This is a genomic window from Agromyces larvae (assembly GCF_022811705.1).
GTDB classification, from domain to species: Bacteria; Actinomycetota; Actinomycetes; order Actinomycetales; family Microbacteriaceae; genus Agromyces; species Agromyces larvae.
Map to the genome: position 1 here is coordinate 1,564,406 of NZ_CP094528.1, position 19,352 is coordinate 1,583,757.

General features: G+C 64.3%; 17 protein-coding genes, 1 tRNA gene and 1 pseudogene. 9 read left to right on the top strand and 10 right to left on the bottom strand.

The genetic code is table 11. The features are described from left to right. Positions 1 to 5: 5 nt before the first annotated feature. The 4 genes from MTO99_RS07455 to MTO99_RS07470 are packed head-to-tail and all read right to left on the bottom strand — an operon-like array spanning position 6 to position 2,626. The gene (locus tag MTO99_RS07455) at positions 6 to 1,223 is read right to left on the bottom strand and encodes an RNA polymerase sigma factor (RefSeq protein WP_243559008.1); all 1,218 of its coding nucleotides are present in this window, start codon (positions 1,221 to 1,223) and stop codon (positions 6 to 8) included. A gap of 17 nt (positions 1,224 to 1,240) precedes the next feature. Continuing rightward, positions 1,241 to 1,564 carry a YciI family protein gene (locus MTO99_RS07460; RefSeq protein ID WP_243558178.1) on the bottom strand — a complete coding sequence of 108 codons (324 nt, stop codon included), beginning with the start codon at positions 1,562 to 1,564 and terminating at the stop codon, positions 1,241 to 1,243. 14 nt (positions 1,565 to 1,578) lie between these two features. Continuing rightward, positions 1,579 to 1,941 (bottom strand): nuclear transport factor 2 family protein, encoded by a 363-nt coding sequence (locus MTO99_RS07465; protein ID WP_243558179.1) that lies wholly within the window; start codon positions 1,939 to 1,941, stop codon positions 1,579 to 1,581. A gap of 58 nt (positions 1,942 to 1,999) precedes the next feature. Next, entirely contained in the window at positions 2,000 to 2,626 is a 627-nt protein-coding gene (locus tag MTO99_RS07470) for a dihydrofolate reductase family protein (protein WP_243558180.1), read from the bottom strand. Between the two features lie 607 nt (positions 2,627 to 3,233). Here MTO99_RS07470 and MTO99_RS07475 point away from each other — a divergent pair. Together MTO99_RS07475 and MTO99_RS07480 are read left to right on the top strand one after the other, a co-directional pair. Further along, positions 3,234 to 4,364: a M23 family metallopeptidase gene (locus tag MTO99_RS07475; protein ID WP_243558181.1), complete on the top strand. Its 1,131-nt coding sequence runs from the start codon at positions 3,234 to 3,236 to the stop codon at positions 4,362 to 4,364. Positions 4,365 to 4,400: 36 nt separating this feature from the next. Continuing rightward, positions 4,401 to 4,667: a DUF6112 family protein gene (locus MTO99_RS07480; protein WP_243558182.1), complete on the top strand. Its 267-nt coding sequence runs from the start codon at positions 4,401 to 4,403 to the stop codon at positions 4,665 to 4,667. Positions 4,668 to 4,683: 16 nt separating this feature from the next. Here MTO99_RS07480 and MTO99_RS07485 read toward each other — a convergent pair whose 3' ends face one another. Both MTO99_RS07485 and MTO99_RS07490 read right to left on the bottom strand, forming a co-directional pair. Further along, entirely contained in the window at positions 4,684 to 5,580 is an 897-nt protein-coding gene (locus MTO99_RS07485) for a hypothetical protein (RefSeq protein ID WP_243558183.1), read from the bottom strand. Next, the gene (locus tag MTO99_RS07490; RefSeq protein ID WP_243558184.1) at positions 5,574 to 6,092 is read right to left on the bottom strand and encodes a DUF6932 family protein; all 519 of its coding nucleotides are present in this window, start codon (positions 6,090 to 6,092) and stop codon (positions 5,574 to 5,576) included. The genes MTO99_RS07485 and MTO99_RS07490 overlap by 7 nt, the downstream gene beginning before the upstream one ends. 144 nt (positions 6,093 to 6,236) lie before the next feature. Here MTO99_RS07490 and MTO99_RS07495 point away from each other — a divergent pair, with 144 nt between their 5' ends. Together MTO99_RS07495 and MTO99_RS07500 are read left to right on the top strand one after the other, a co-directional pair. Further along, positions 6,237 to 6,506 (top strand): DUF6112 family protein, encoded by a 270-nt coding sequence (locus MTO99_RS07495; protein WP_243558185.1) that lies wholly within the window; start codon positions 6,237 to 6,239, stop codon positions 6,504 to 6,506. A gap of 32 nt (positions 6,507 to 6,538) precedes the next feature. Further along, a pseudogene (locus MTO99_RS07500) lies at positions 6,539 to 7,452 on the top strand (conjugal transfer protein TrbL); the annotation flags it as partial. Here the strand turns inward: MTO99_RS07500 and MTO99_RS07505 are convergent. Next, positions 7,404 to 7,805 carry a type I restriction-modification system subunit M N-terminal domain-containing protein gene (locus MTO99_RS07505; RefSeq protein ID WP_243558186.1) on the bottom strand — a complete coding sequence of 134 codons (402 nt, stop codon included), beginning with the start codon at positions 7,803 to 7,805 and terminating at the stop codon, positions 7,404 to 7,406. The pseudogene MTO99_RS07500 and the gene MTO99_RS07505 sit on opposite strands and share 49 nt — an antisense overlap. Positions 7,806 to 8,033: 228 nt before the next feature. Between MTO99_RS07505 and MTO99_RS07510 the strand changes: the two genes are divergently transcribed. Then, on the top strand, positions 8,034 to 13,715 hold the full coding sequence (locus MTO99_RS07510; RefSeq protein ID WP_243558187.1) for an ATP-binding protein: 5,682 nt from the start codon (positions 8,034 to 8,036) through the stop codon (positions 13,713 to 13,715). Beyond that, positions 13,712 to 14,908, top strand: coding sequence for a hypothetical protein (locus MTO99_RS07515; protein ID WP_243558188.1), 1,197 nt, complete (start codon positions 13,712 to 13,714; stop codon positions 14,906 to 14,908). The genes MTO99_RS07510 and MTO99_RS07515 overlap by 4 nt, the downstream gene beginning before the upstream one ends. Before the next feature lie 64 nt (positions 14,909 to 14,972). Here MTO99_RS07515 and MTO99_RS07520 read toward each other — a convergent pair whose 3' ends face one another. Continuing rightward, the gene (locus tag MTO99_RS07520) at positions 14,973 to 15,563 is read right to left on the bottom strand and encodes a tyrosine-type recombinase/integrase (protein ID WP_243558189.1); all 591 of its coding nucleotides are present in this window, start codon (positions 15,561 to 15,563) and stop codon (positions 14,973 to 14,975) included. A 168-nt stretch (positions 15,564 to 15,731) separates the two neighbouring features. On the opposite strand from MTO99_RS07520, the gene MTO99_RS07525 reads away from it, so the two are divergent. Together MTO99_RS07525 and MTO99_RS19275 are read left to right on the top strand one after the other, a co-directional pair. Further along, positions 15,732 to 16,882 (top strand): IS3 family transposase gene (locus tag MTO99_RS07525; protein ID WP_243558190.1). Its coding sequence is split into 2 segments (ribosomal slippage): positions 15,732 to 16,002 and positions 16,002 to 16,882, totalling 1,152 coding nucleotides; the frame shifts between segments, so codons are not numbered across the junction. Between the two features lie 79 nt (positions 16,883 to 16,961). Next, entirely contained in the window at positions 16,962 to 17,486 is a 525-nt protein-coding gene (locus MTO99_RS19275) for a hypothetical protein (RefSeq protein WP_243558191.1), read from the top strand. Here MTO99_RS19275 and MTO99_RS07535 read toward each other — a convergent pair. Then, the gene (locus tag MTO99_RS07535) at positions 17,450 to 17,650 is read right to left on the bottom strand and encodes a helix-turn-helix transcriptional regulator (protein WP_243558192.1); all 201 of its coding nucleotides are present in this window, start codon (positions 17,648 to 17,650) and stop codon (positions 17,450 to 17,452) included. The genes MTO99_RS19275 and MTO99_RS07535 overlap by 37 nt on opposite strands. A 219-nt stretch (positions 17,651 to 17,869) precedes the next feature. Here MTO99_RS07535 and MTO99_RS07540 point away from each other — a divergent pair, with 219 nt between their 5' ends. Then, the gene (locus MTO99_RS07540; RefSeq protein WP_243558879.1) at positions 17,870 to 18,937 is read left to right on the top strand and encodes an IS1249 family transposase; all 1,068 of its coding nucleotides are present in this window, start codon (positions 17,870 to 17,872) and stop codon (positions 18,935 to 18,937) included. Positions 18,938 to 19,095: 158 nt separating this feature from the next. Here the strand turns inward: MTO99_RS07540 and MTO99_RS07545 are convergent. Beyond that, positions 19,096 to 19,172: transfer RNA gene (locus MTO99_RS07545), tRNA-Met, on the bottom strand. Positions 19,173 to 19,352: the final 180 nt, after the last annotated feature.

Below are 19,352 nucleotides of genomic sequence, written 5' to 3' on the forward strand. Positions count from 1 at the left end.
TGTCGTCACCGCGGCAACTGATCCCGGCGGCGGGTCAGATAGGCGGTCTCGGCGGTGTTGCCCGCCAGGTCGATGGCGGTGTCATACGCGGTGCGGGCTTCCCTGTTGCGGCCCAGCCTGCGCAGCAGGTCGGCACGGGTGGCGTGGAAGGCGTGGTAGTCGTTCAGACTCTGTTCGAGCCCTTGGACGATCGCGAGGGCCTCGGCAGGGCCTTCGAGCTCGGCTACCGCGATGGCCCTGTTGAGGACGACGATCGGTGACGAGTCGACGAGGACGAGCTGATCGTAGAGCGCGAGGATCTGCGCCCAGTCGGTGTCCCGGATGTCGCCCGCGGAGGTGTGCACCGCACCGATCGCCGCGAGGACCTGGTACCGCCCGGGGGTCTCACCGGCACGCGCTGCGGCCAGCCGGTCGCGCACCAGCCGATGCCCCTCGGCGATGAGGCTCGTGTCCCAGGCCCCGCGGTCCTGCTCATCGAGGGGAATCAATTCGCCGTTCAACGCGACCCGGGCGGTACGACGAGCCTCGGTGAGGAGCATCAACGCCAGCAACCCCGCCACCTCGCCGTCCTCGGGCATGAGGTCATGGACCAGGCGAGTGAGCCGGATCGCCTCCGCCGTCAGATCCGCACGCACCGGGCCGGCGCCGGGGCTGCTCGCCAAGTAGCCCTCGTTGAAGACCAGGAAGAGCACCGCGAGGACTCCGGAGGTGCGGCTCGGGAGATCCGCCGCGGACGGCACCCGATATGGGATGCGTGCCGCCCGGATCTTGGCTTTGGCGCGCGTGATCCGTCGTCCCATCGCGCTCTCGGAGACGAGGAACGCCCGGGCGATCTCTGGCATGGTCAGGCCCCCCACCATTCGCAGGGTGAGCGCCACCCGGGCTTCCATCGCCAATGCCGGGTGACAGCAGGTGAAGATCAACCGGAGCCGGCCGTCATCGATCACACCGAGCGTTTCGGGCGAGGCGTAGTCGAAGATCGTCTGAGCATCCCGGTGCTTGCCTTCGCGCTGGTTCTCGCGCCGCACTCGATCGATGCCCTTCCGGATGGCGGTCGTGGTGAGCCAGGCGCCTGGATTCGGCGGCATGCCGTCGATCGGCCACCGTGCGACGGCGGTCGCGAACGCCTCGGCCGCGGCCTCCTCTGCAAGATCGAGATTGCCGAAGCGTCTGGTCAGACCGGCGACCACGCGCGCCCACTCGTCACGGTACGCCCGGGTCATCTCGGCCTCGATATCGGTCACGCGAACGGTCGCACCTCGACCTTCCGGTCGCAGATCTTCGAGGCCTCGGCGGCCAGGGCGAGCGCCGTATCGAGATCGGGCGCCTCCCACACCCAGACGCCGGCGAGGTACTCCTTCGATTCCACGAAGGGTCCGTCACTGAACACGGGCCGCTCGCCCCGGTTGTCGATGACTGTCGCCGTCTCCGTATCCGCGAGTCCGCCCGCGAAGACCCAGTGGCCTTCGGCGATGAGACGCTCGTTGAACGTACTGATCGCTGGCCGTTTGTCCACGCTGCCGGGATTGCTCTTATCGTCGATCACGGAAACCAGGTACTTCATCTGGATGCTCCTCCTCAGGCCTTCAGGTATCCGCGCGCCTCGACGATCCTGCCGTCGCGGATGCGGATGAGGTTCACGCCTCGGACCCAGTCGTTCTCACCCGATCCCCAGCGCAGGATCCACGGTGCCACAGCCAGATCACCGAGAATCTCCGTGGATTCGGGAGAGAACTCGAGGTCCGCGTTGCCCGCGAGCTCAGACCAGCGAGCGAGACAGGCTTGACCGCCCTCGCGACGGGCTCCCCTTGGAGCCGGACTCGTGTCCTCGATGACGCAATCCTCGGAGATCAGGTCCTCCAGGAGGGTTGGATCGTGGAGACGGAACGCGCTGTTGTAGCGATCCATGACCTCGTGGATGGTGCGGGCTGTTTCGATCATCTCGACATCTCCTCGTGCGTGGGCGAATCGGGCGGCGGCATACGGCGGCGACACGTCATCAGAACACCGCGTACTCGGGGCGGCCCGCGGGCCGATAGGTCCGAATCATCACTCCCTTCGAGTCGGTACGCGAGCCGACGAGGTCCATCGCGACATCCCGACCGGAGTCTGCGAACAGCCGGGCACCCTGCCCGAGGATCACCGGGACGGTGATGAGTTCCATTTCGTCGACGAGGTCCATCTCCAGGAGCCACTGGATGAGACGACTGCTTCCATGAACCTGCAGCTCGCCGTCCCGACTCGCCTTCAGGTCCGTGACGGCAGCGAAGAGGTCGTCCCCGAGGACCGACGTGTTCGCCCACTCAGGCTCGGTCAGCGTTCTGGATGCCACGTACTTCGGCCGCGAGTTCAGGGAGACCCCGATCGGGTGCCGTTTCAGGTCGTCGATGGTGCCCCAGAACTCGAGGAGGATGTCGTAGGTTCGGCGGCCGAACAAGAACGCGTCGGCGCGCTCGAACGTCGCGGCGATGTGCTCGCGCGTCGTGTCATCACCCGCCCCCCTCGCCCATCCACCGCGTTCGAATCCACCCCTGCGATCTTCAGCAGTCGGGCCGCCATTGCCCTGAGTCACCCCGTCGAGAGTGATCTGCGTGATCGTCGTCAATCTCATCGCTTCGTTCTCCATGACTTCCGCCCCCGCACATCGGGCGCTCTTCATCCAGACAACGAACGACTGCACCCGGATCCGACACCGGCCGCGTGATTCCTCCTGGCCAAGAAGAATCCGGAAGCCCCGCGGGCCGCGGTGGGCGTGGCGAAGGTCGCCGGATCGTCTGGACAGGAACCCCGAGACGGGCCGCGAGTTCGCTCGTGGTCAGCACCGGCTCGAGGCCCGGGAACGGGTGCGATGTCTCGCGAGCTCGGTGCGCCAGCCATTCCGAGCAGCCACGAGGCGTACCTCGTGCAGAGAAAGAAAAATCCGGCGCAGCGTGGCGCTGCGCCGGATTTCTGCCGAGTCAGTCATTCTTCATTCCCTAGAAGGGGACCGAAAACCTGATCTGACCGGGACTACTTGGTGACGGGGATTGGAAAATCCTGGAGGCCTTGTGGTTGCTGGGCTGCGGCCTTCACGGTGCAGGGCACTCGCCATCGGGAGGGAACCTGGCCAGGCGGGAACCACATCCGAAGCTCTCGGCCCGTGGCCTTCACGGTATTCGTGGCCTGCCCACCGCGCCGCTCGTGCGAACTGCTGCGACTCTCCGCCCTCGACACGCCGCTTCGCTGAGGTCGGGATGCTGAAGCTCGTCGCCGCAATCCTGGTCCTCCTCTTCCTCGGACCCGTCGCCGGAGTCGTGAGTGTGGCAGCACTGATGAACCCAGCGGCGATCTCGTGTCTGTCGGGATCCCTGCTCGTCGGAGACATCCCCGATTCGTTGACGGCTACCACGCGAGACGGCCGATCCATCACCCTCAACCGACAGCAGCTCACCCATGCGGCAACGATCATCGCCACCGGTGGTCGGATCGCCGGCGTAGGACGGGAAGGAGTGCTGATCGCGCTCATGGCCGCACTCACTGAATCGAACTTGCGCATGCTCGCCAACCCGACCGCCTACCCCGAATCGGTCAACTTCCCGAACGACGGGGTCGGATCGGATCACGACTCGCTCGGTCTCTTCCAGATGCAATCCGCCTCGGGGTGGGGCACCGTCGCCGAGCTCATGAACCCCGAGTACCAAGCGCGCGCGTTCTTCGGCGGCCCAACGGGTCCGAACGGCGGTTCGCCGCGCGGGCTGCTCGACATCGCTGGCTGGCAACTGCTCGACCCCGGACAGGCTGCGCAAGCCATCGAGGTCAGCGCCTTCCCAGACCAGTATCAGAACTACCAACCGGTCGCCGAGGCGATTCTTAGCGCGCTGACTCGCGGTCGCCCCTCGACGGGGGATGCTGTTCGGCCGGCGCTTCCCGAGACCTCGCGCGTCGTGTTCCCGCTCCCGGCGGGCACCTTCACGACTTCCGACAGCTTCGGCTGGCGGAACGACCCGTACACCGGCGAGCGGCGCTTCCACGCCGGGAGCGACCTCCCCGCACCGGCCGGAACGCCGATCCTCGCGATTGCCGACGGCATCGTCACGTTCGCCGGGCAACGCGGCACGTACGGCGGACTCATTGTGCTCGAACACACGGTTGGCGGCGAACGAGTGGCGTCGTACTACGCGCACATGTACGAGACCGGTATCCACGTTGCAGACGGAACGAGCGTCGCGGCCGGCCAGCACATCGGCGACGTGGGGTCAGCGGGCAAGTCGACCGGACCGCACCTACACCTCGAGATCCACCCGGAGGACCGAACGAGCCGGCCGTCGACGCGATGCCGTGGCTCAGCGACCACGGCGCAGCAGGTCTCGACGGGGCTCACGTAGCGACGGCCGGATGCCGGCCGGGAAAGGCGGCATGAGGTGGACATCTTCCCCGACTTCGGAGCCGTCGGCGGTGCGGCAGAACTGCGGAGTATCGTCGGTGCGCTGCTGATGATTGTGCTCGTCGTGGCTGTACTCATGATGATCATCAGCGCCGTCACGTGGGCACTGGCATCGGCGAACGGGTACCTTCAAACCGCGACACGGGCGCGGATTGGGCTGTGGGTCGCGTGCGGGGCGGCAGCGCTCGCCGGCGTGGGGGTGGCGTGGATCAACTTCCTGCTCAATCTCGGTGCGAACTTCTAGCAAAGCCGCCCACGAGTCAGCTTCCGAAGCCTTCCTGCTGCGTCGACAAGCTCCTCAATGCATAGGTGGGATGGCTTCGAGATCCGTCTGCCTTCACCTGGACTACCTTTCGGAGCCTCGCCTCGACGATGGAGCCCATTACTCCCTGGACCAGACCAAGCTGAGAGGGCTCGACAGATCCAACGTATTCGCGCTGATGCTCATCATCGAGGATATAGAAGAGGCGCCTGCGAGTCCTTATACCATCCATGAGACCCGTCACCAACACTTCTGAGACCTCTTCCCGGGTCGCCGAGAGAAGCTCCGGAACTTCTCTCGCCTGCTCGACAGTGAGAACAGAGCGCTCCGCGCCCCCTCCCGGATTCTCCAACGTGAGCGAGATCGAATCGGTGTCCTTCACCGCGCTCGCGAGGGTCTTGATCGCCGCGCGAATCGTCTGTCGCCTACCTGGCAAAGCCTCCAGCGTGGCGTAATCGTCACCGCTCTCCGGCAGTGCTTCGATGAGTTCCCGGACTGCATGCTCAGCCAGATGTGTGAGCTCATCGCCGCGGATGATGTCCGTTTGCTCAGCCACACTCCGCGGAAAGTCGAAGAAGATCGTGTTGCCCGACTGGCTTCGCGGCAGCAAGTTTACTCTCGCTCGAACGTCAGCGGAGATCCGTTGGCGATCTTGATTCGGATGAATGATCAGCATCGCCGACCGCGCAGTTGCATCCTGCAGTGCCTTCGTTACTGCGGCCAGATCGGTCGCTGTGATCGCGCGTGAACTGTCGAAACGAAGCTTCAACGGAGGTACACGGGCTTCGAAGCGAGCCCGGAACGCGAGGTACGAATTGCGTCGGAGGCGAGACGAGCGTGAACCGTCGTCCGGCAGCGCCGCGAGCTTTGCATTGATCTCGTCGATGATCACCACTCGACCTCCACGACCCCACGTGCCCCGAGGATATCCGTACCTGAGGACATCGTTACAGCCCCGATCAACTGCTCCCAGTTATCGAGGTCAGATGGCGCAGAATAGTAGACCTGCACTGCTCCGCCGAGAGGGTCGAGCGTAGCCAAATAGCTTCCGCCGAGACTGCCGACAAGCACGTCCTCCAAAGACTCGTGGTGCATGAAGCGGAGTTCCTCGGCATCGGTCCACGACTCCAACGTCGACTCGTCATGCGGGGAAACGACGACCATCGGAGCCTCGCATGGACCAGGCTGACGTGACACGAACGTCCCGCTGATGAGGGCGGTCCCGCTGACGATCAGTGGTTTGAGAGCCTCCAGCAGTTCTCGGAGTGCCCGACAGATTCGCGCCCGGTCTTCGGCACGGCCGAACTCGTCTTGGATCTCATCGAGCTCGGCGAAGTGGCGGCCGGGTACTAGCCATCCAGTCGCGGGGTCGATGACATCGTCCCAAATCATCTCCGACTCCTCCATTCGCCTGACAATGGCAGCCGCCTTCGCGATGGCGCGACCCCCCATTGTGGGTAGGCACCGCGCGATCGGGCCGCACCGACGGGCAAGCGGGTGACCGTCCGCGCTCCTTTGAGTAGACCCCATCGAGTCAAGTGAGCGTATCCAGTGATCGACATCGACCCGAACGGAACCGGCCTGCCCGGCATCGACCAGCTCCGCATCATCGTCGGTGCCGTGATGACGGTCGGCCTGATCCTGAGCGTCCTCGCGCTGATCATCTCCGCGATCGTGTGGGGATTCGGCGCCAACTCGTCGAACCCGCACCTCGCGTCGCGCGGCAAGCTCGGCGTCCTCGTCTCGTGCGGGGCTGCGGTGATCTGCGGCGCCGCGGTGACGCTGATCAACTTCTTCTGGACCGTCGGCCAGGCCGTCTGATCGAGAGCTCGCTCGAGCGCGGACGGACGCACATGAGTATCTGCGACATCCCGGTCATCCTCGACGTGTGCAGCAATGTCGGCGAGGGCACCGCCTCGCTGATCGCAGCACCGTTCGACTGGCTCGCGCAGGCGATGGGCCCCGCGGCCGGATGGCTCTTCGAAGCAGTCTGGACCGCGTTCGACATCACCACACTCGTCGACCTCACAGACCCCGGGTACATCGCCGTCTACAACGTGCTGTTCGGCGTCGCCGTCTTCATCGCACTCATCTTCTTCTGCCTGCAACTCATCACAGGGCTCGTCCACCGAGATCCCGGCGCGCTTTCCCGCGCAGCCGTCGGGCTCGCCAAGGCGATGCTCGGCTCCTTCATCATCGTCACCATCACAGGGTTGCTGCTCGAGATCACCGACCAGCTCGCGATCGGCATCGTCCAGGCCAGTGGCAACACGATGGAGGGCATGGGCGATCGCATCGCCCTGCTCGCCGCCGGCCTCGGATCGATCAACATCGCCGCGCCGGGCGTGGGCGCGATCGTCACGATCTTCCTCTCCGCGTTAGCGATCAGCGCGGCGGCGATCGTCTGGTTCTCCTTGCTCATTCGCAAGGCGCTGCTGCTGGTCGCGATCGTCTTCGGTCCGATCGCGCTCGCGGGCGCCACTTGGGATGCTGCGAAAGGATGGTTCACGAAATGGGCCGCGTTCGTCGTGGCCCTGATCCTGTCCAAGCTCGTGCTCGTCGTGATCTTCCTCGTCGCGGTCGCCCAGGTATCCGCGCCGATCGACGCCGACCTCGCTTCGATCAGCGACCGATCGCGGGAATCGTGCTCATGCTGATCGCCGCGTTCGCGCCATACATCACGTACAAGTTCCTCAACTTCGTCGGCGTCGACATGTATCACGCGATGTCCAGCGAGCAGGAGGCGAAGTCGGCGCTGAACCGCCCATCGAACTTGAACCGATCGAAGATGTCACGCACGTTCGGCGAGAACCCGGCCAGGTAGGCCGACAGGTTCTGCCGCAGGTCGGCCGGATCGGCGACGAGCTTGGCCATGGTGAATGGGCTGGTGTTGTAGAACTCGTGGCCCGCGGCCTCGCGGAGCTTCCACTCGCGCGCCATTTCGGGGAGGTCGGCGCCTTTCGTTGCGGCCGCGAGCACCTGCTCCTTCGTGTCGGCCAACACCGCGTCGAGCCGGCGCAGCACCGTGAACGGCAGCACCACCGACCCGTACTCGGCCGGTTTGAACGGGCCGCGAAGGGATTCGGCAATGTTCCAGATGAAGGAAACGTGATTGACCAAGGTGCGAGAAACTCCTGCGTTCGGGACGACTGTAGGGATCCGGAAGGTCGACGTTCGCCTTCCCTCGCAATCCTGCCGCGATCAGCGGGGTCGGCGCGACATCTCGCTTGCCCCTTTTGGGGGTCAGCGAAGGCCGCATGAGCGTCGGCGGCCGGTCGTAGGGTTGAGTCCTGCGCGAGGAGGTAACCAGAGTTGGACGCAGGAAGAAGTCGGCTTGTGCGTCTCAAAGTGGACGACATCGGAGCGCTGCTCGCAGCCATGCCAGTTCTCGCTGTTCCTTGGGCCAAACCCGCGCGCGTCGCCAAGGAAGTGTTGGGTCAGGCACAGCCGAAGTCCTTGCGCGCAGTTCAGGTGAACGTTGCCCGTGATCCAGACAGCTTTCACCATGGTCTCGCCTGGGCCGCAATGGCAACGTTCGCGGGCGACGTTGACTTTGAGGCGAATCCGAACGGCCCAGACACTGCTGATGCGGCGGGCTTGCTCGCGGAGGGCGTCGGAGCTCAACTCGGGGAGGACCTCGGCCCGTTCGTCATGAACATCGTGGCAGAATCCGACCTCCCGCTCTCTGACGTGGTGCGAGAGCGGCTCGATCAACTATTGGCGGTCGTCGCGCAACAGCCGACCGGACGCGACACTCCGCCGGATGAAGCAGACGATGGTCAAGAAGCCGCGCTTCATGGGCCGATCGGCGACGGATTGGGAAGCGGGACAGAGGTTCCCTCGGACGAAGAGGCTGACGCTTCGTCGCTTGCATCGATCGAGCAACTCTTGGACGATGGGCCGCACCTCGCGGCAGACCTGCGCATTCTTGCGGAATCCCTTGAAGGCGGGTCCGTGCCACCTCGCGAGCATGCAGACATACTGCGCCGTGCCGAGGATTGGGTCGCGAACGCTCGCACATTCGCTCCTGATCGAGCGTCCCTGCGCGACTCGGCTGCAGCAATTCGCACCGCCATGGAGGAGCGCTCCGAATGGAGGAGGGTCCGCGAAGAACAAGCTGCGAAGGTTCACGAGCTGCAGGAGCTGCTGGAGGAAGTCGAGGGCCTGCTGGCTCGTGGGCGCGATCGTCTCGCCGAGAAGCTCCTCCATGCTCATGACTTCAATTCGGTCAATGACCTTCGTGCGGCTATCGCAGATTTGGAGTCCGGGTCGCCTGAGACCATTGGGGATACGCCTACACCAGCCGTTCAGCCACTGGTGATCGATGAGGCCCCAGAGGAAGACACCGCAGCTGAAACGCCCATTCGCTCCATTGGCGACGCCGCGGGTACCGACACTCCTCCGCAGCCGAACGTTCAATCGGCGGAAGCCGAGGTCGAGTCGAGCCGCTCAGCGCATGCCGCTGACAAACGGGCGGAGGGCGACGCGTCGATTCCGCCTTCAATCGTCGAGGAGAACCCGGAAGGTGTGGACGGTGACACGGAAGCCACCGCTTCCTCAGATCACGTCGATGGGGAGTTCTCTGAGGCGAGCGCCGAGATCCTCGACCCACAACCCACGGTGGCTACCGAGACTGACACCGTTGAGCCCCTTCCGCTGTCAGGCCCCATCACAGCTATTCTCGATGACACTGACCGCGCTGAGGGAGATGCCGCGTTTCTCGCGCCTGACGATCGCAACATCGAAGTTGAGGCAACGGTTGCATCCCTGATTGCGGATGGACGTGAAGCGCTCGCCGTCGTCGCCGCCAGAACTCTCGGGACATCCGAGGACCGCGTGCGCATGCTTCAACTCTTTGCTGGCGCGTTTGGCACGCGAGCGGATGCGTTCATCGCGCACGACTCGGAAGTGCTTCTGGCTGAGGCCGATGGATCAGCTCACAATGTCGATGACAACCGCCTGCTGTTTGCGGCGCATGCCCGGCTTGCACTCGAACTCGGCTACGCACCCGTCGGTTCGTTGGATCGTTTCCGCCAATACGCCGCATTTGACAACCATCCCGCTTGCGAACTCGCCACAGAAGTCGGGCGCCTGGTTGCACGAGGATTCAAGCGACCGCTCGGCACGCTCGAACTGACCGCACTCCCGGACGACTGGCGCCGCCTGGCCGACGCAGCGGACGCAAAACTCGCGGCACTTCAGAACATCAGCATCAGCTATCAGCGGGCAACTCGGATCGTCCACTACCTCGCGAGAGCGAATCAGTCGGTCGGTGGTGTACTCCACAACCTCAGCGAACTCGCAACACGCCACGCGGAGGGCGGACGCACCGAGGACCACGAGTGGGCGAACGTCCGGAAGCTCATCGCGACGCTCTCCGATGAGGATCACTGCGAGCGCCTCCTCAATGAGACCGACAAAGCCCTGAGTACTTCGCAGCAACTGCGTAAGCCGATCATCGCCAGCGCGCGCGAACGCCTGTTCTCGGCGATGGCTGAAGTGGCGATCTTGCTGGCGGAAGGCCTCGCCTTGCGCGCCCGCGCCGAGGGCTCCGGCACTGCCGACGATCCCCAGGGCATGGCGAACCTCGTCGCCCTGGCTCAGCGGACAGCCCCCCTCGAAGTACAAAGGGTCGGCGACAGCGCCCTGACGCGGCTCATCGCGTGGTTGATGGCCGACGATCTTGCCGTACCGCCACCGGCGTCGATCGCCCAACTTACCGACGATGAGCTGCTTCCCCTGTTTGAGATTCCGCGTGATGCGTCTGGCGCAGCGACACGGGTAGTGCCAACAGCGGCCGAGCTGCAGTCCCTTATCGAAGGACGAGACCCGACGGCTGTCTTCGATGGGTACATCGCCGTCGGCAACATCCAGGCGGCGGAGATGACGGTAACCCGTTTGGGTCTCGGACGATCCTCTGCGATCGAGGACAAGCTCGCGCAGGCGGGTCAGCGCCTCGCCCGAGCGAGCAAGGAGCGCATCGCCGAGGTCGATCGAGTCTTGGACCGCTTGCGCTCGCTCTACGACGACGACCTGGTTCTACAGCTCAGCCAGGAACTGGACGCGCTGCGCGACGTCCGGCCCGGACGCTACGACCTGCAGCTCGGTCCGCTCGCTGACGTTCGCGACCGTGGAGAGGCACGCCTTGAAGAAGTGCGATCCGGCCTGCGTGACCGCGCCCAGAGACTCCCCATTCAGACCGAGTCTGAACGCATCCTCTCGCTCCTTGAGTCTCACGACGAACAGCTTGCATTTGACTATTTGAACCTCGCGGAATCCGGACAAGCTCTCCCCGTGCTGCAGCCTCCGGCCGGAGACGATTTCGGAGCGTTCTTCCCGGCAGTCGTTCGAGCGGCAGAGGCAGCCACCCTCCAGCGCGCGATGGACAACATCGGCGAATTGCGAAAGCACCTCGGTGCTGCATCGGCGACCCCGAGCGATCGGATGCTGAGTCGCGGCCTCAAGTCGTGGATCGATCTTGTTATCGCCCGACGGGCTGACAACCTGACTGAGGCCCGACTGGCTGACGTACTTCGAATGCTGGGCCTGATCCCGCGCGATCAGAACTGGCGGAAGGAGCTCACACGAGCGAAGCACGCTGGCTACGCCACATACGCCGTCAAGGCGAACCCGATCGATCGCTCCTATGTCCCCAGCCTCGGCACGCAGGCACACGGTTCGTACGACGTCACGATCGTCTGGGACGCAGCGTCACCCAAACGGCTCCTGGACTACATCGAGGTGAACCGGCGCAATGAAGCGAACATCATCCTCTACCTCCAGACGATGACGGTGGAACAACGCCTCGAGCTCCGCAAACTCACTTCCCGACAGGGATTCGAGTTCTCGCCGATTGTCATTGACATGCCGGTCATAGCGTGGTTGTCCACTCGTGAAGAGCCGGGCTGGCGAATCACCCAGCGCGTCACGTTGCCGTTTACAACCCTGAACCCGTACACACCCTTTGCTGGCGGGGAGGTGCCGGAGGAAGTCTTCGTCGGCAGAGAGTCCGAACAGCGCGAGATCATCGATCCAACGGGATCAATGTTCGTGTACGGCGGGCGCCAGCTCGGGAAGTCGGCGCTGCTACGTCGCGTCGAGCGCGGTATTATGCAGGGGCATACTGGCTCCGCCGAGACGTTCGAGCACAGCCAACTTGCGGTGTACATCGACCTGAAGTCGGAGGGCATCGGAGAGTCGGCGGCGCCGTCGGCGCTGTGGGGAGCCCTCGGACCTCGATTGCGGAAGCTGGGCGTTCTATCGCACAGCGGTGCGGACTGGTCGGCGGATATCATTCTCGCCGGCATCGAGTCTTGGCTTGACGCGGACACCTCCCGCCGACTCATCCTCTTGCTCGACGAGGCAGATAACTTCCTAACGGTCGATGCGAAAGACACGGGGCCGTCGCAGATCGGAGGTTTCCCGGTGCTGCAGCGACTGAAGGGCCTGATGGAGAGAAGTGGGCGACGCTTCAAACCGGTCTTCGCGGGCCTGCATCAAGTTCAGCGCTTCCACGGCCTCCCCAACACGCCGGTAGTTCACGGTGGTCAGGACATCCTGATCGGCCCGTTGAAGGCAGTGGATGCTCGCGAACTTGTTCGCGATCCGCTGCTCGCGCTCGGCTACGAGTTCGAAACCCCTGACACTATGTGGCGCTTGCTTCGTCTCACGAACTACCAAGCGAGCCTTATCCAGATCATCTGCGAAGCACTCGTTCGCCATATGAGGTCGTCGTCCCTGCCGAGCGATGGCGGGCGGGTCATCGTGACTGCCAGAGACGTTGACGATGTTTACGCGAAGCGCGATGTTCGCGATCTCATTGCGCAGCGATTCCGGTGGACCATCAACCTTGACAACCGCTACAAGGTGATCGCGCTCGTCACCGCACGGCGGAGTCTGGAATCCGCACCCGGCGAGCGGTTCCCCGCCACTGAGCTTCATGACGAATGCGCGTACTTCTGGGATGCGGGATTCTCGCGGAACACCCTCTCCGGCGCGGAATTCTTTCGCTATCTCGACGAGATGCAGGGCCTTGGCGTACTCCACCGGCACGGGGACGAGTTTGGCCTCCGCAGCCCCAGCATCCTCGGCTTGCTCGGGTCGAAGGACACGATCGAGGCCGAGTTGCTCGAAGCTCACGACCAGCTCGAAGTCGACTACCAGTACAACCCGACGATGAACCGACGGATCTTAACGCAGGACGCGTCCGGGGTGGAGACCCGTTCGCCGCTCCCCGACTCTGAGCTGGCTGCTCTGCTGGACCATTCCGGGGGCGAGGCGCACGTCAAGGTTGTCGCCGGAAGTAGGGCGCTTGGAATCGATCGGGTATCGAACGCCCTCGAGCGCGCGGCGGCAGAGCGCCCTGTTCGCCTCGTGCGCGTCGACGAGTTCTCGTTGTTGGATCAGGTCGGCGGAAGCGAGGATGCCCATGTCCTCATTGATCTTTCGTCCGTGGACGATCCGGCTCGCCGGAATGCGCTCGCGGTGCTGGCGTCGTCCAAGGACACCTATGCCACCGTCGTCCTGCCGGTCAGGGATCTTCCGCTTGATCCAGACCGCTTTAGCTGGCCCGTCACGACCTTGCATCGGTGGTCTCTTGCTGGTCTACAGTCTTGGCACGAGTCGCCTTTCAGACGTCAAGACCTCAGGTCCGCAACAGGCGGCTGGCCGATTCTTGTTGAGAGGGCGATTTCGCTTGTGATGCGAGGGTCGTCTACGGAAGCCGCTTTGGAGACGATCGAGTCGGAACTGGGCGATCCACGAACCGCCCGCGATTTTCTTACGAGCGCTTCAGTGCCCATCGACATTGCGCGAACTTTGGTCGACGCCACAGTGTTTGACGACAGCGCCGGCGACATCATCGTCGAGCCGGCATCGCTCGACTATCTCAGCGCCGTGTTCGAGGAGTACGGCATTGACGCTGGTCGAGTCGTCGAAACACTCCAGCGGCTCGATGTCATCGAGGAAGTGCCAGAAGGCTGGCTTCTCGACAAAGTTGTTGCTCTCGCCGTCCGCAGTCAAGGCGAATGATCGAGTACGACTTTGCTGAGCTTTGGCGGTTGCCTGGGCCAGGAAGCTACGTCCGAGAGGTGGCACGCCTTGCGCGCGGTGGCCAGCACGTCCTCGCGATCGTTCCGAAGTACATCGCAGACAACGCGGAGTACTCCAACGCTCTCAGTGTCGCGATTGCGAATCAGTTTGACGACAGCAAGCGGGTGCTGCCGAGCGCCGATCAGGGCCACCTTTCCGTGGCTTTCGGATTTGAGGTGTCGTACGACTTCGACGAGTTCCCAACCACCGTTGACGAACTCATCACCCACAACGACGTCGTCGGGCGCACATTCATCTGCAATGCGGCCGACCTCGACGCGGAGCACATAGCTGAGCTGCCGAACTTCCTTAGGCGACTCGACATCGAATCGAGATTGGTTGCCAGATCAGACAGAGGGACAATGGTGTTCGTCGTCGGCCGCGAGCACGCTCCCGACGACACAGAGAGCGTCGCCACTGCGCGGCTCTGGTACTGGGATCGCATCACGCGATGGGATGTCGCTGCACTGGTTGCGCATACCTTGTCCGCTCGGAGCGCAAATGGCGTGATCGCCGAAGTCCGCCTCGAAACGATCGTCGAACTCGCGCGGTGGGACTTCATGCTCGCGGTCGACATGGCCGATTCCTGGACTGACGATGAGTCAGGTCCCGAGACCCTGTTGGCCCAAGAGATGCTCGAGATCCTTCCGCATACCCCGATCAGGCGCTCCCGATCTGGCCAACCGCCTGAGGCATTCCGCGACGAATGGGATCGGGGTGTTGTCGAGGCTTGGCACGGAGAGCCGTGCTACAAGCCCGCGGCTCTTTCCAGCGCCGGGGGCCGTCATGATCGCTTGGTGTGGAGCGCGCAAGCGCGCGTATTGATGCCATGGATCGAGGTCCGTCGTGTCCGGGTTGAGCGGATCGTTCGCGAGAAGCTCGGACCGTCCCGCATGGACGCCGCAATCGACGAGTTCGCGACACGGTTCCCGGCGATTGATAACGATTCCTCAACTGTCGAGATCGCGACTCTCGCACGCATAATCTCCGCTCGCTTCGGCAACACTGAACCCAGGCTCAGGGCGACGGCGCGAGCACTCCGCAAGGCTCGCAACCGCCTTTCGCACTTGGAGCCATTGACTCAAGCTGCCATCGGAGAACTCGTCTCCGAATGTGCGTGGCTCGCCAGCTGATGGAATGTGTTGGCCACGGCGGCCGATTGGCTACTCGCTCTACCCTCTACGACCGCCCCTGCTCTCACCCAGACCCCCTCATCGCAGCCTCGCCTGGTTCCTGGAGTACCGTCGCCGGCGCCAACGCGCCCAGGTAGAGCGCCGGTGACGCGATCGGCTTCGGCGCCTCCGGCTCGATGTAGTGCTTCTTCGCAATCTCCGGACTATTCCCGAGCACATCCGCCGCCGTCTCGGCATCGGTTGCGCGAGCGATCACCGTCCCCGCAGTGCGGCGGAAGGTGTGCGGCGTCACCTTCAGATGCGAGAGACCGGCGTCATCGAGCATCTTCCGCAGCGTGCGCCGCACGTTGTTCGGAGCGAGCGGCGTTCCGACTCGCGTGTAGAAGATCAGGTGATCATCGTGGGCGTCGTCGAGCAATGCGAGGCGTCGACGCAGCACCTCCGCCGTGAAATCAGGCACCTGCAACGTGCGGTGCGACGACGACGTCTTCGGGTGGTCCTGCCGGTACAGGCCGCGCCCTTTGATGGCCACGAGTGTGCCCGCCACGGTGACTTGCATCGGCGACACCGTATCGTCGACGTCGCACTTCCGAAGCGCCAGCGCTTCGCCGATTCGGTCGCTGGTGCCGAGCATCACCTCGATAACGTCCTTCACTTGCCCATCCGGCCGGGGCCCGCTCACGGACGGCCCGTTGCGCCACGACCCGACGGCTTGGCGCACGAGTTGCAGCTCGTCCAGGTGGCCTGACCCCTTTTCGTAGGTCCGGTGGTTCTGAGAGTCGTCCTGTTGCCCGCGGTCGCGGGCAGGGAGACTGGTCAGATCATGACGAACAGCAGGAAGCGTCACACTCCGGAGCAGGTCGTCCGCAAGCTCGGGCAGGCCGACAGGATGCTCGCCGACGGCGCGGATGTCGCGGCGGTGTGCCGGGAGCTCGGGATCTCCGAGCAGACGTACTACCGGTGGCGTAACCAATACGGCGGGCTCAAGGCCGACGACGCGAAACGCCTCAAGGAACTCGAGAAGCAGAACGCGACGCTCAAGCGGCTGCTCGCGGAAGCAGAGCTGGAGAAGGCCGCGCTCAAGGAGCTGGCTGAGGGAAACTTCTAAGCCCGGGCAGGCGCCGCGCCGCCGTCGCTCACCTGATCAGGACACTGCAGGTGAGCGAACGGATGGCGTGCCGCCTGACCGGGCTCTCACGCTCCGCATACCGTCGCCCGCTCAAGGGCGACACGGTCGCGGACCCGGACCGGGCGCTACGGGACTGGCTGCGCGCCTGGGCGAAGAAGCACCCGCGTTGCGGGTACCGGCGGGCGTATCACGACGCCCGCGCCGAGGGCTGGGTCGTGAACCACAAGAAGATCCAACGCCTCTGGCGTGTCGAGGGCCTGCGGGTGCCGCAACGGCGCCGACGCAAACGCGTCGGGTCCTCGACCGTCGAGGCACCTGCCGCGGACGCGCCGAACGTGGTGTGGGCGGTCGACTTCCAGTTCGATGCCGACGAGCAGGGCCGCCCGATCAAGATCTGCTCCATCGTCGACGAGCACACCCGGGAGTGCATCGGCGGCCTCACCGAACGGTCGATCACCGCCGAACGGCTCACCGCCCACCTCGAGGACCTCGTCGCCGTCCGCGGCGCCCCGGCCGTGCTCAGGTCGGACAACGGACCGGAGTTCATCAGCGACGCGATGGCCGACTGGGCCGGCACCCGCACCGGCCTGTCCTACATCCCGCCCGGCTCGCCATGGCGCAACGGGTACGTCGAGTCGTTCAACAGCCGCCTCCGCGACGAGTGCCTGAACATCAACAGCTTCTACTCGCTGCTGCACGCGCAGGTCGTGATCGGCGACTGGAAGGACGAGTACAACCACCACCGCCGGCACTCCTCGCTCGGCTACCTACCGCCCGCCGAGTACGCTCGGCAGTGCACCCATCAAATCGAAACCGACGACTCACAGACCATCCGGACCGAATGAAGGGGGCGGCCCACAGGCTCAGCGCGACGGGCTTGTTCACCGGCTGCTTGAGTCGGGCAGTGCCGGCGACCGGGTTGCGATGCAACGCGTCGTGCCGAAGCGCATAGTTGAACATCAGGTTGAGCACGACACGGCTATGCCGAGCGTGCGCGTACGAGACGAGCGACTGCCGCTTCAGGAACTGGTCGACACGGCCAGTGGTGACCTCGCGGAGTCGGAACGTCCGAAAGGTCGGCAGCACGAGGCTGTTCAGCTCGCGACGATAGAGATCCTTCGTGCCCGGCGCGAGATCCGAACGTACCTGCACGTCCTCGAGCCACGCCGCCGCGAGTTCGGCGACCGTGCTCTCCGGCGAGAGCGCAACGCCGAAGCCGGGCGCCGCGTTGCGCTGGTGGAGCTTCTGCCGGAGCCGATGCTTGGCCTGCTTCGCGGTCGCGGCTGTGGCAGTCACCTTCCGCACCGCTCCGTCGCCATCGCGGTACCGAGCCTCGGCACGAACCGTGCCGCTGCTCGTGCGACTCGTGCTGATGTCGCCGTACGTTCCGATCTCGAGGCGGCCCCGGCCGCTCACGGCGTCACGCTTTCGACGAGATCGGCGGCGTGATCGTGCGCTTCCATCGCCTCGACCCATGCCTGCACTTCCGAGAGGCGGTAGCGCATTTCGCGGCCCACACGGAAGCCGCGCGGCCCCCGGTGCGCATGCCGGAGGTCGTGGATCGTCTGGACGGGAACCCCGAGGTGAGCCGCGAGCTCGCTCGTGGTCAGCACCGGCTCGAGGCCTGGGAACGGATGCGATGTCTCACTCATACGAACAAGGTGCACGAGGCATCCCGAACGACCACGAGGAGCCACGAGGCGCACCTCAGGGTTATAGGCAAGAACGTGTGGATGGGATCTTGATCTCGCGGCGGAATCACGCGGCAGCACGAGTATTGTCATGGTCCGCGACCCTTAGTCGTGAACCATCCCTCGAATCAGACGCGCTGCATGGTATGCGGATCGTTGCTCGTGAAGAACGGGACGACCGCGGCCGGAACGCAGCGGTGGCGGTGCCGGGACTGCGGGGCCTCCTCCGTACGGCGACGTCCGGATGTCACCAGACGTGAGCAGTTACGCCGGTTCCTGACCTGGCTGACGGGCAAAGCATCTCAGGCCGAGCTCGGCGGCGGTACTGGACGTTCCTTCCGTCACGACACCGCCTGGTGCTGGGACCTTCAACCCCGCATGCCGATCACCGGTGAAGTCCATGACGCGGTCCTCGTCGACGGCGTCTGGGTCGGGTCCTGGTGCCTCCTGATCGCGCAATCCTCGACCGGGACCGTGATCGCCTGGCAATGGGCCGCAAGCGAGTCCACTGCCGCGTGGGAAGCCCTGTTCACCCAGATCCCACCACCGACCGTGGTCGTCACCGATGGGGGCTCCGGGATCCGTTCCGCACTCGCGCGAACCTGGCCAGACACCAAGGTCCAACGCTGTATCTTCCACCTGCAGATGAACGTGACCCGCGAACTCACACGCAAACCACGCCTGCACGCCGGCAAAGCACTCCGACAGATCGCGCTCGCCCTGACCGATGTCCACACGGTCGATGACGCGATCACCTGGCGGCTCACGCTCGAAGCCTGGTGGCAGAAATACGGGCACCTCACCCGAGAACGCAGCATGTACGACAACGGCCAGTTCGGGTACACCCATCACCGGCTCCGCAAAGCCTGGGTGATCCTGCACCGCGCCGCGCAAGCCGGACACATCTTCACCAACCTCGAGCACGGCAACCCAAGAGCAACCTCACGCTTGGAAGGCCTGAACTCCCAGATCCGCAACCTCCTCCGCCACCACCGCGGCATGCCGATCGAACACCGCCGAAGGGCCGCCGAATGGTTCCTGCTCCTCCACGAGATCCCCATCGATCAAGCACACAAGCACGCCCACCAGCCCGCACCGAAACACGTCGAACCACCGACAGAAGACCCCATCGGACCCGCACTCTACGACACCGCCCTGAGCGCCGAAGAAGGCCTCTGGACCCGCTCAGGATGGGCAGGCAGAACATGACACGCCCGACACCATCCACACGTTCTTGCCTATAAGCCGCACCTCACGGAGAGAAAGAAAAATCCGGCGCAGCATCGCGCTGCGCCGGATTTGCGCCGAGTCAGTCATTCTTCATTCCCTTGATAGGGATCGAAAAACCGAATCTGACCGGGACTTCTTGGTTGCGGGGGCAGGATTTGAACCTACGACCTCTGGGTTATGAGCCCAGCGAGCTACCGAACTGCTCCACCCCGCGGCACAAGAGATGACACTAGCACGGGATCGGGGCGCCCTCAAATCGGCGCGAACGTGTGCCACGAACCGCCCGCACCCCTTGGCGACACCCCACAATGAGTCACGGCTTTCGTCGCGACATCCGCAATGTTTGTAAAGAGTCCTTCCATACTTGGGCTGCCCTTCGATAGCGTCTCGCCCA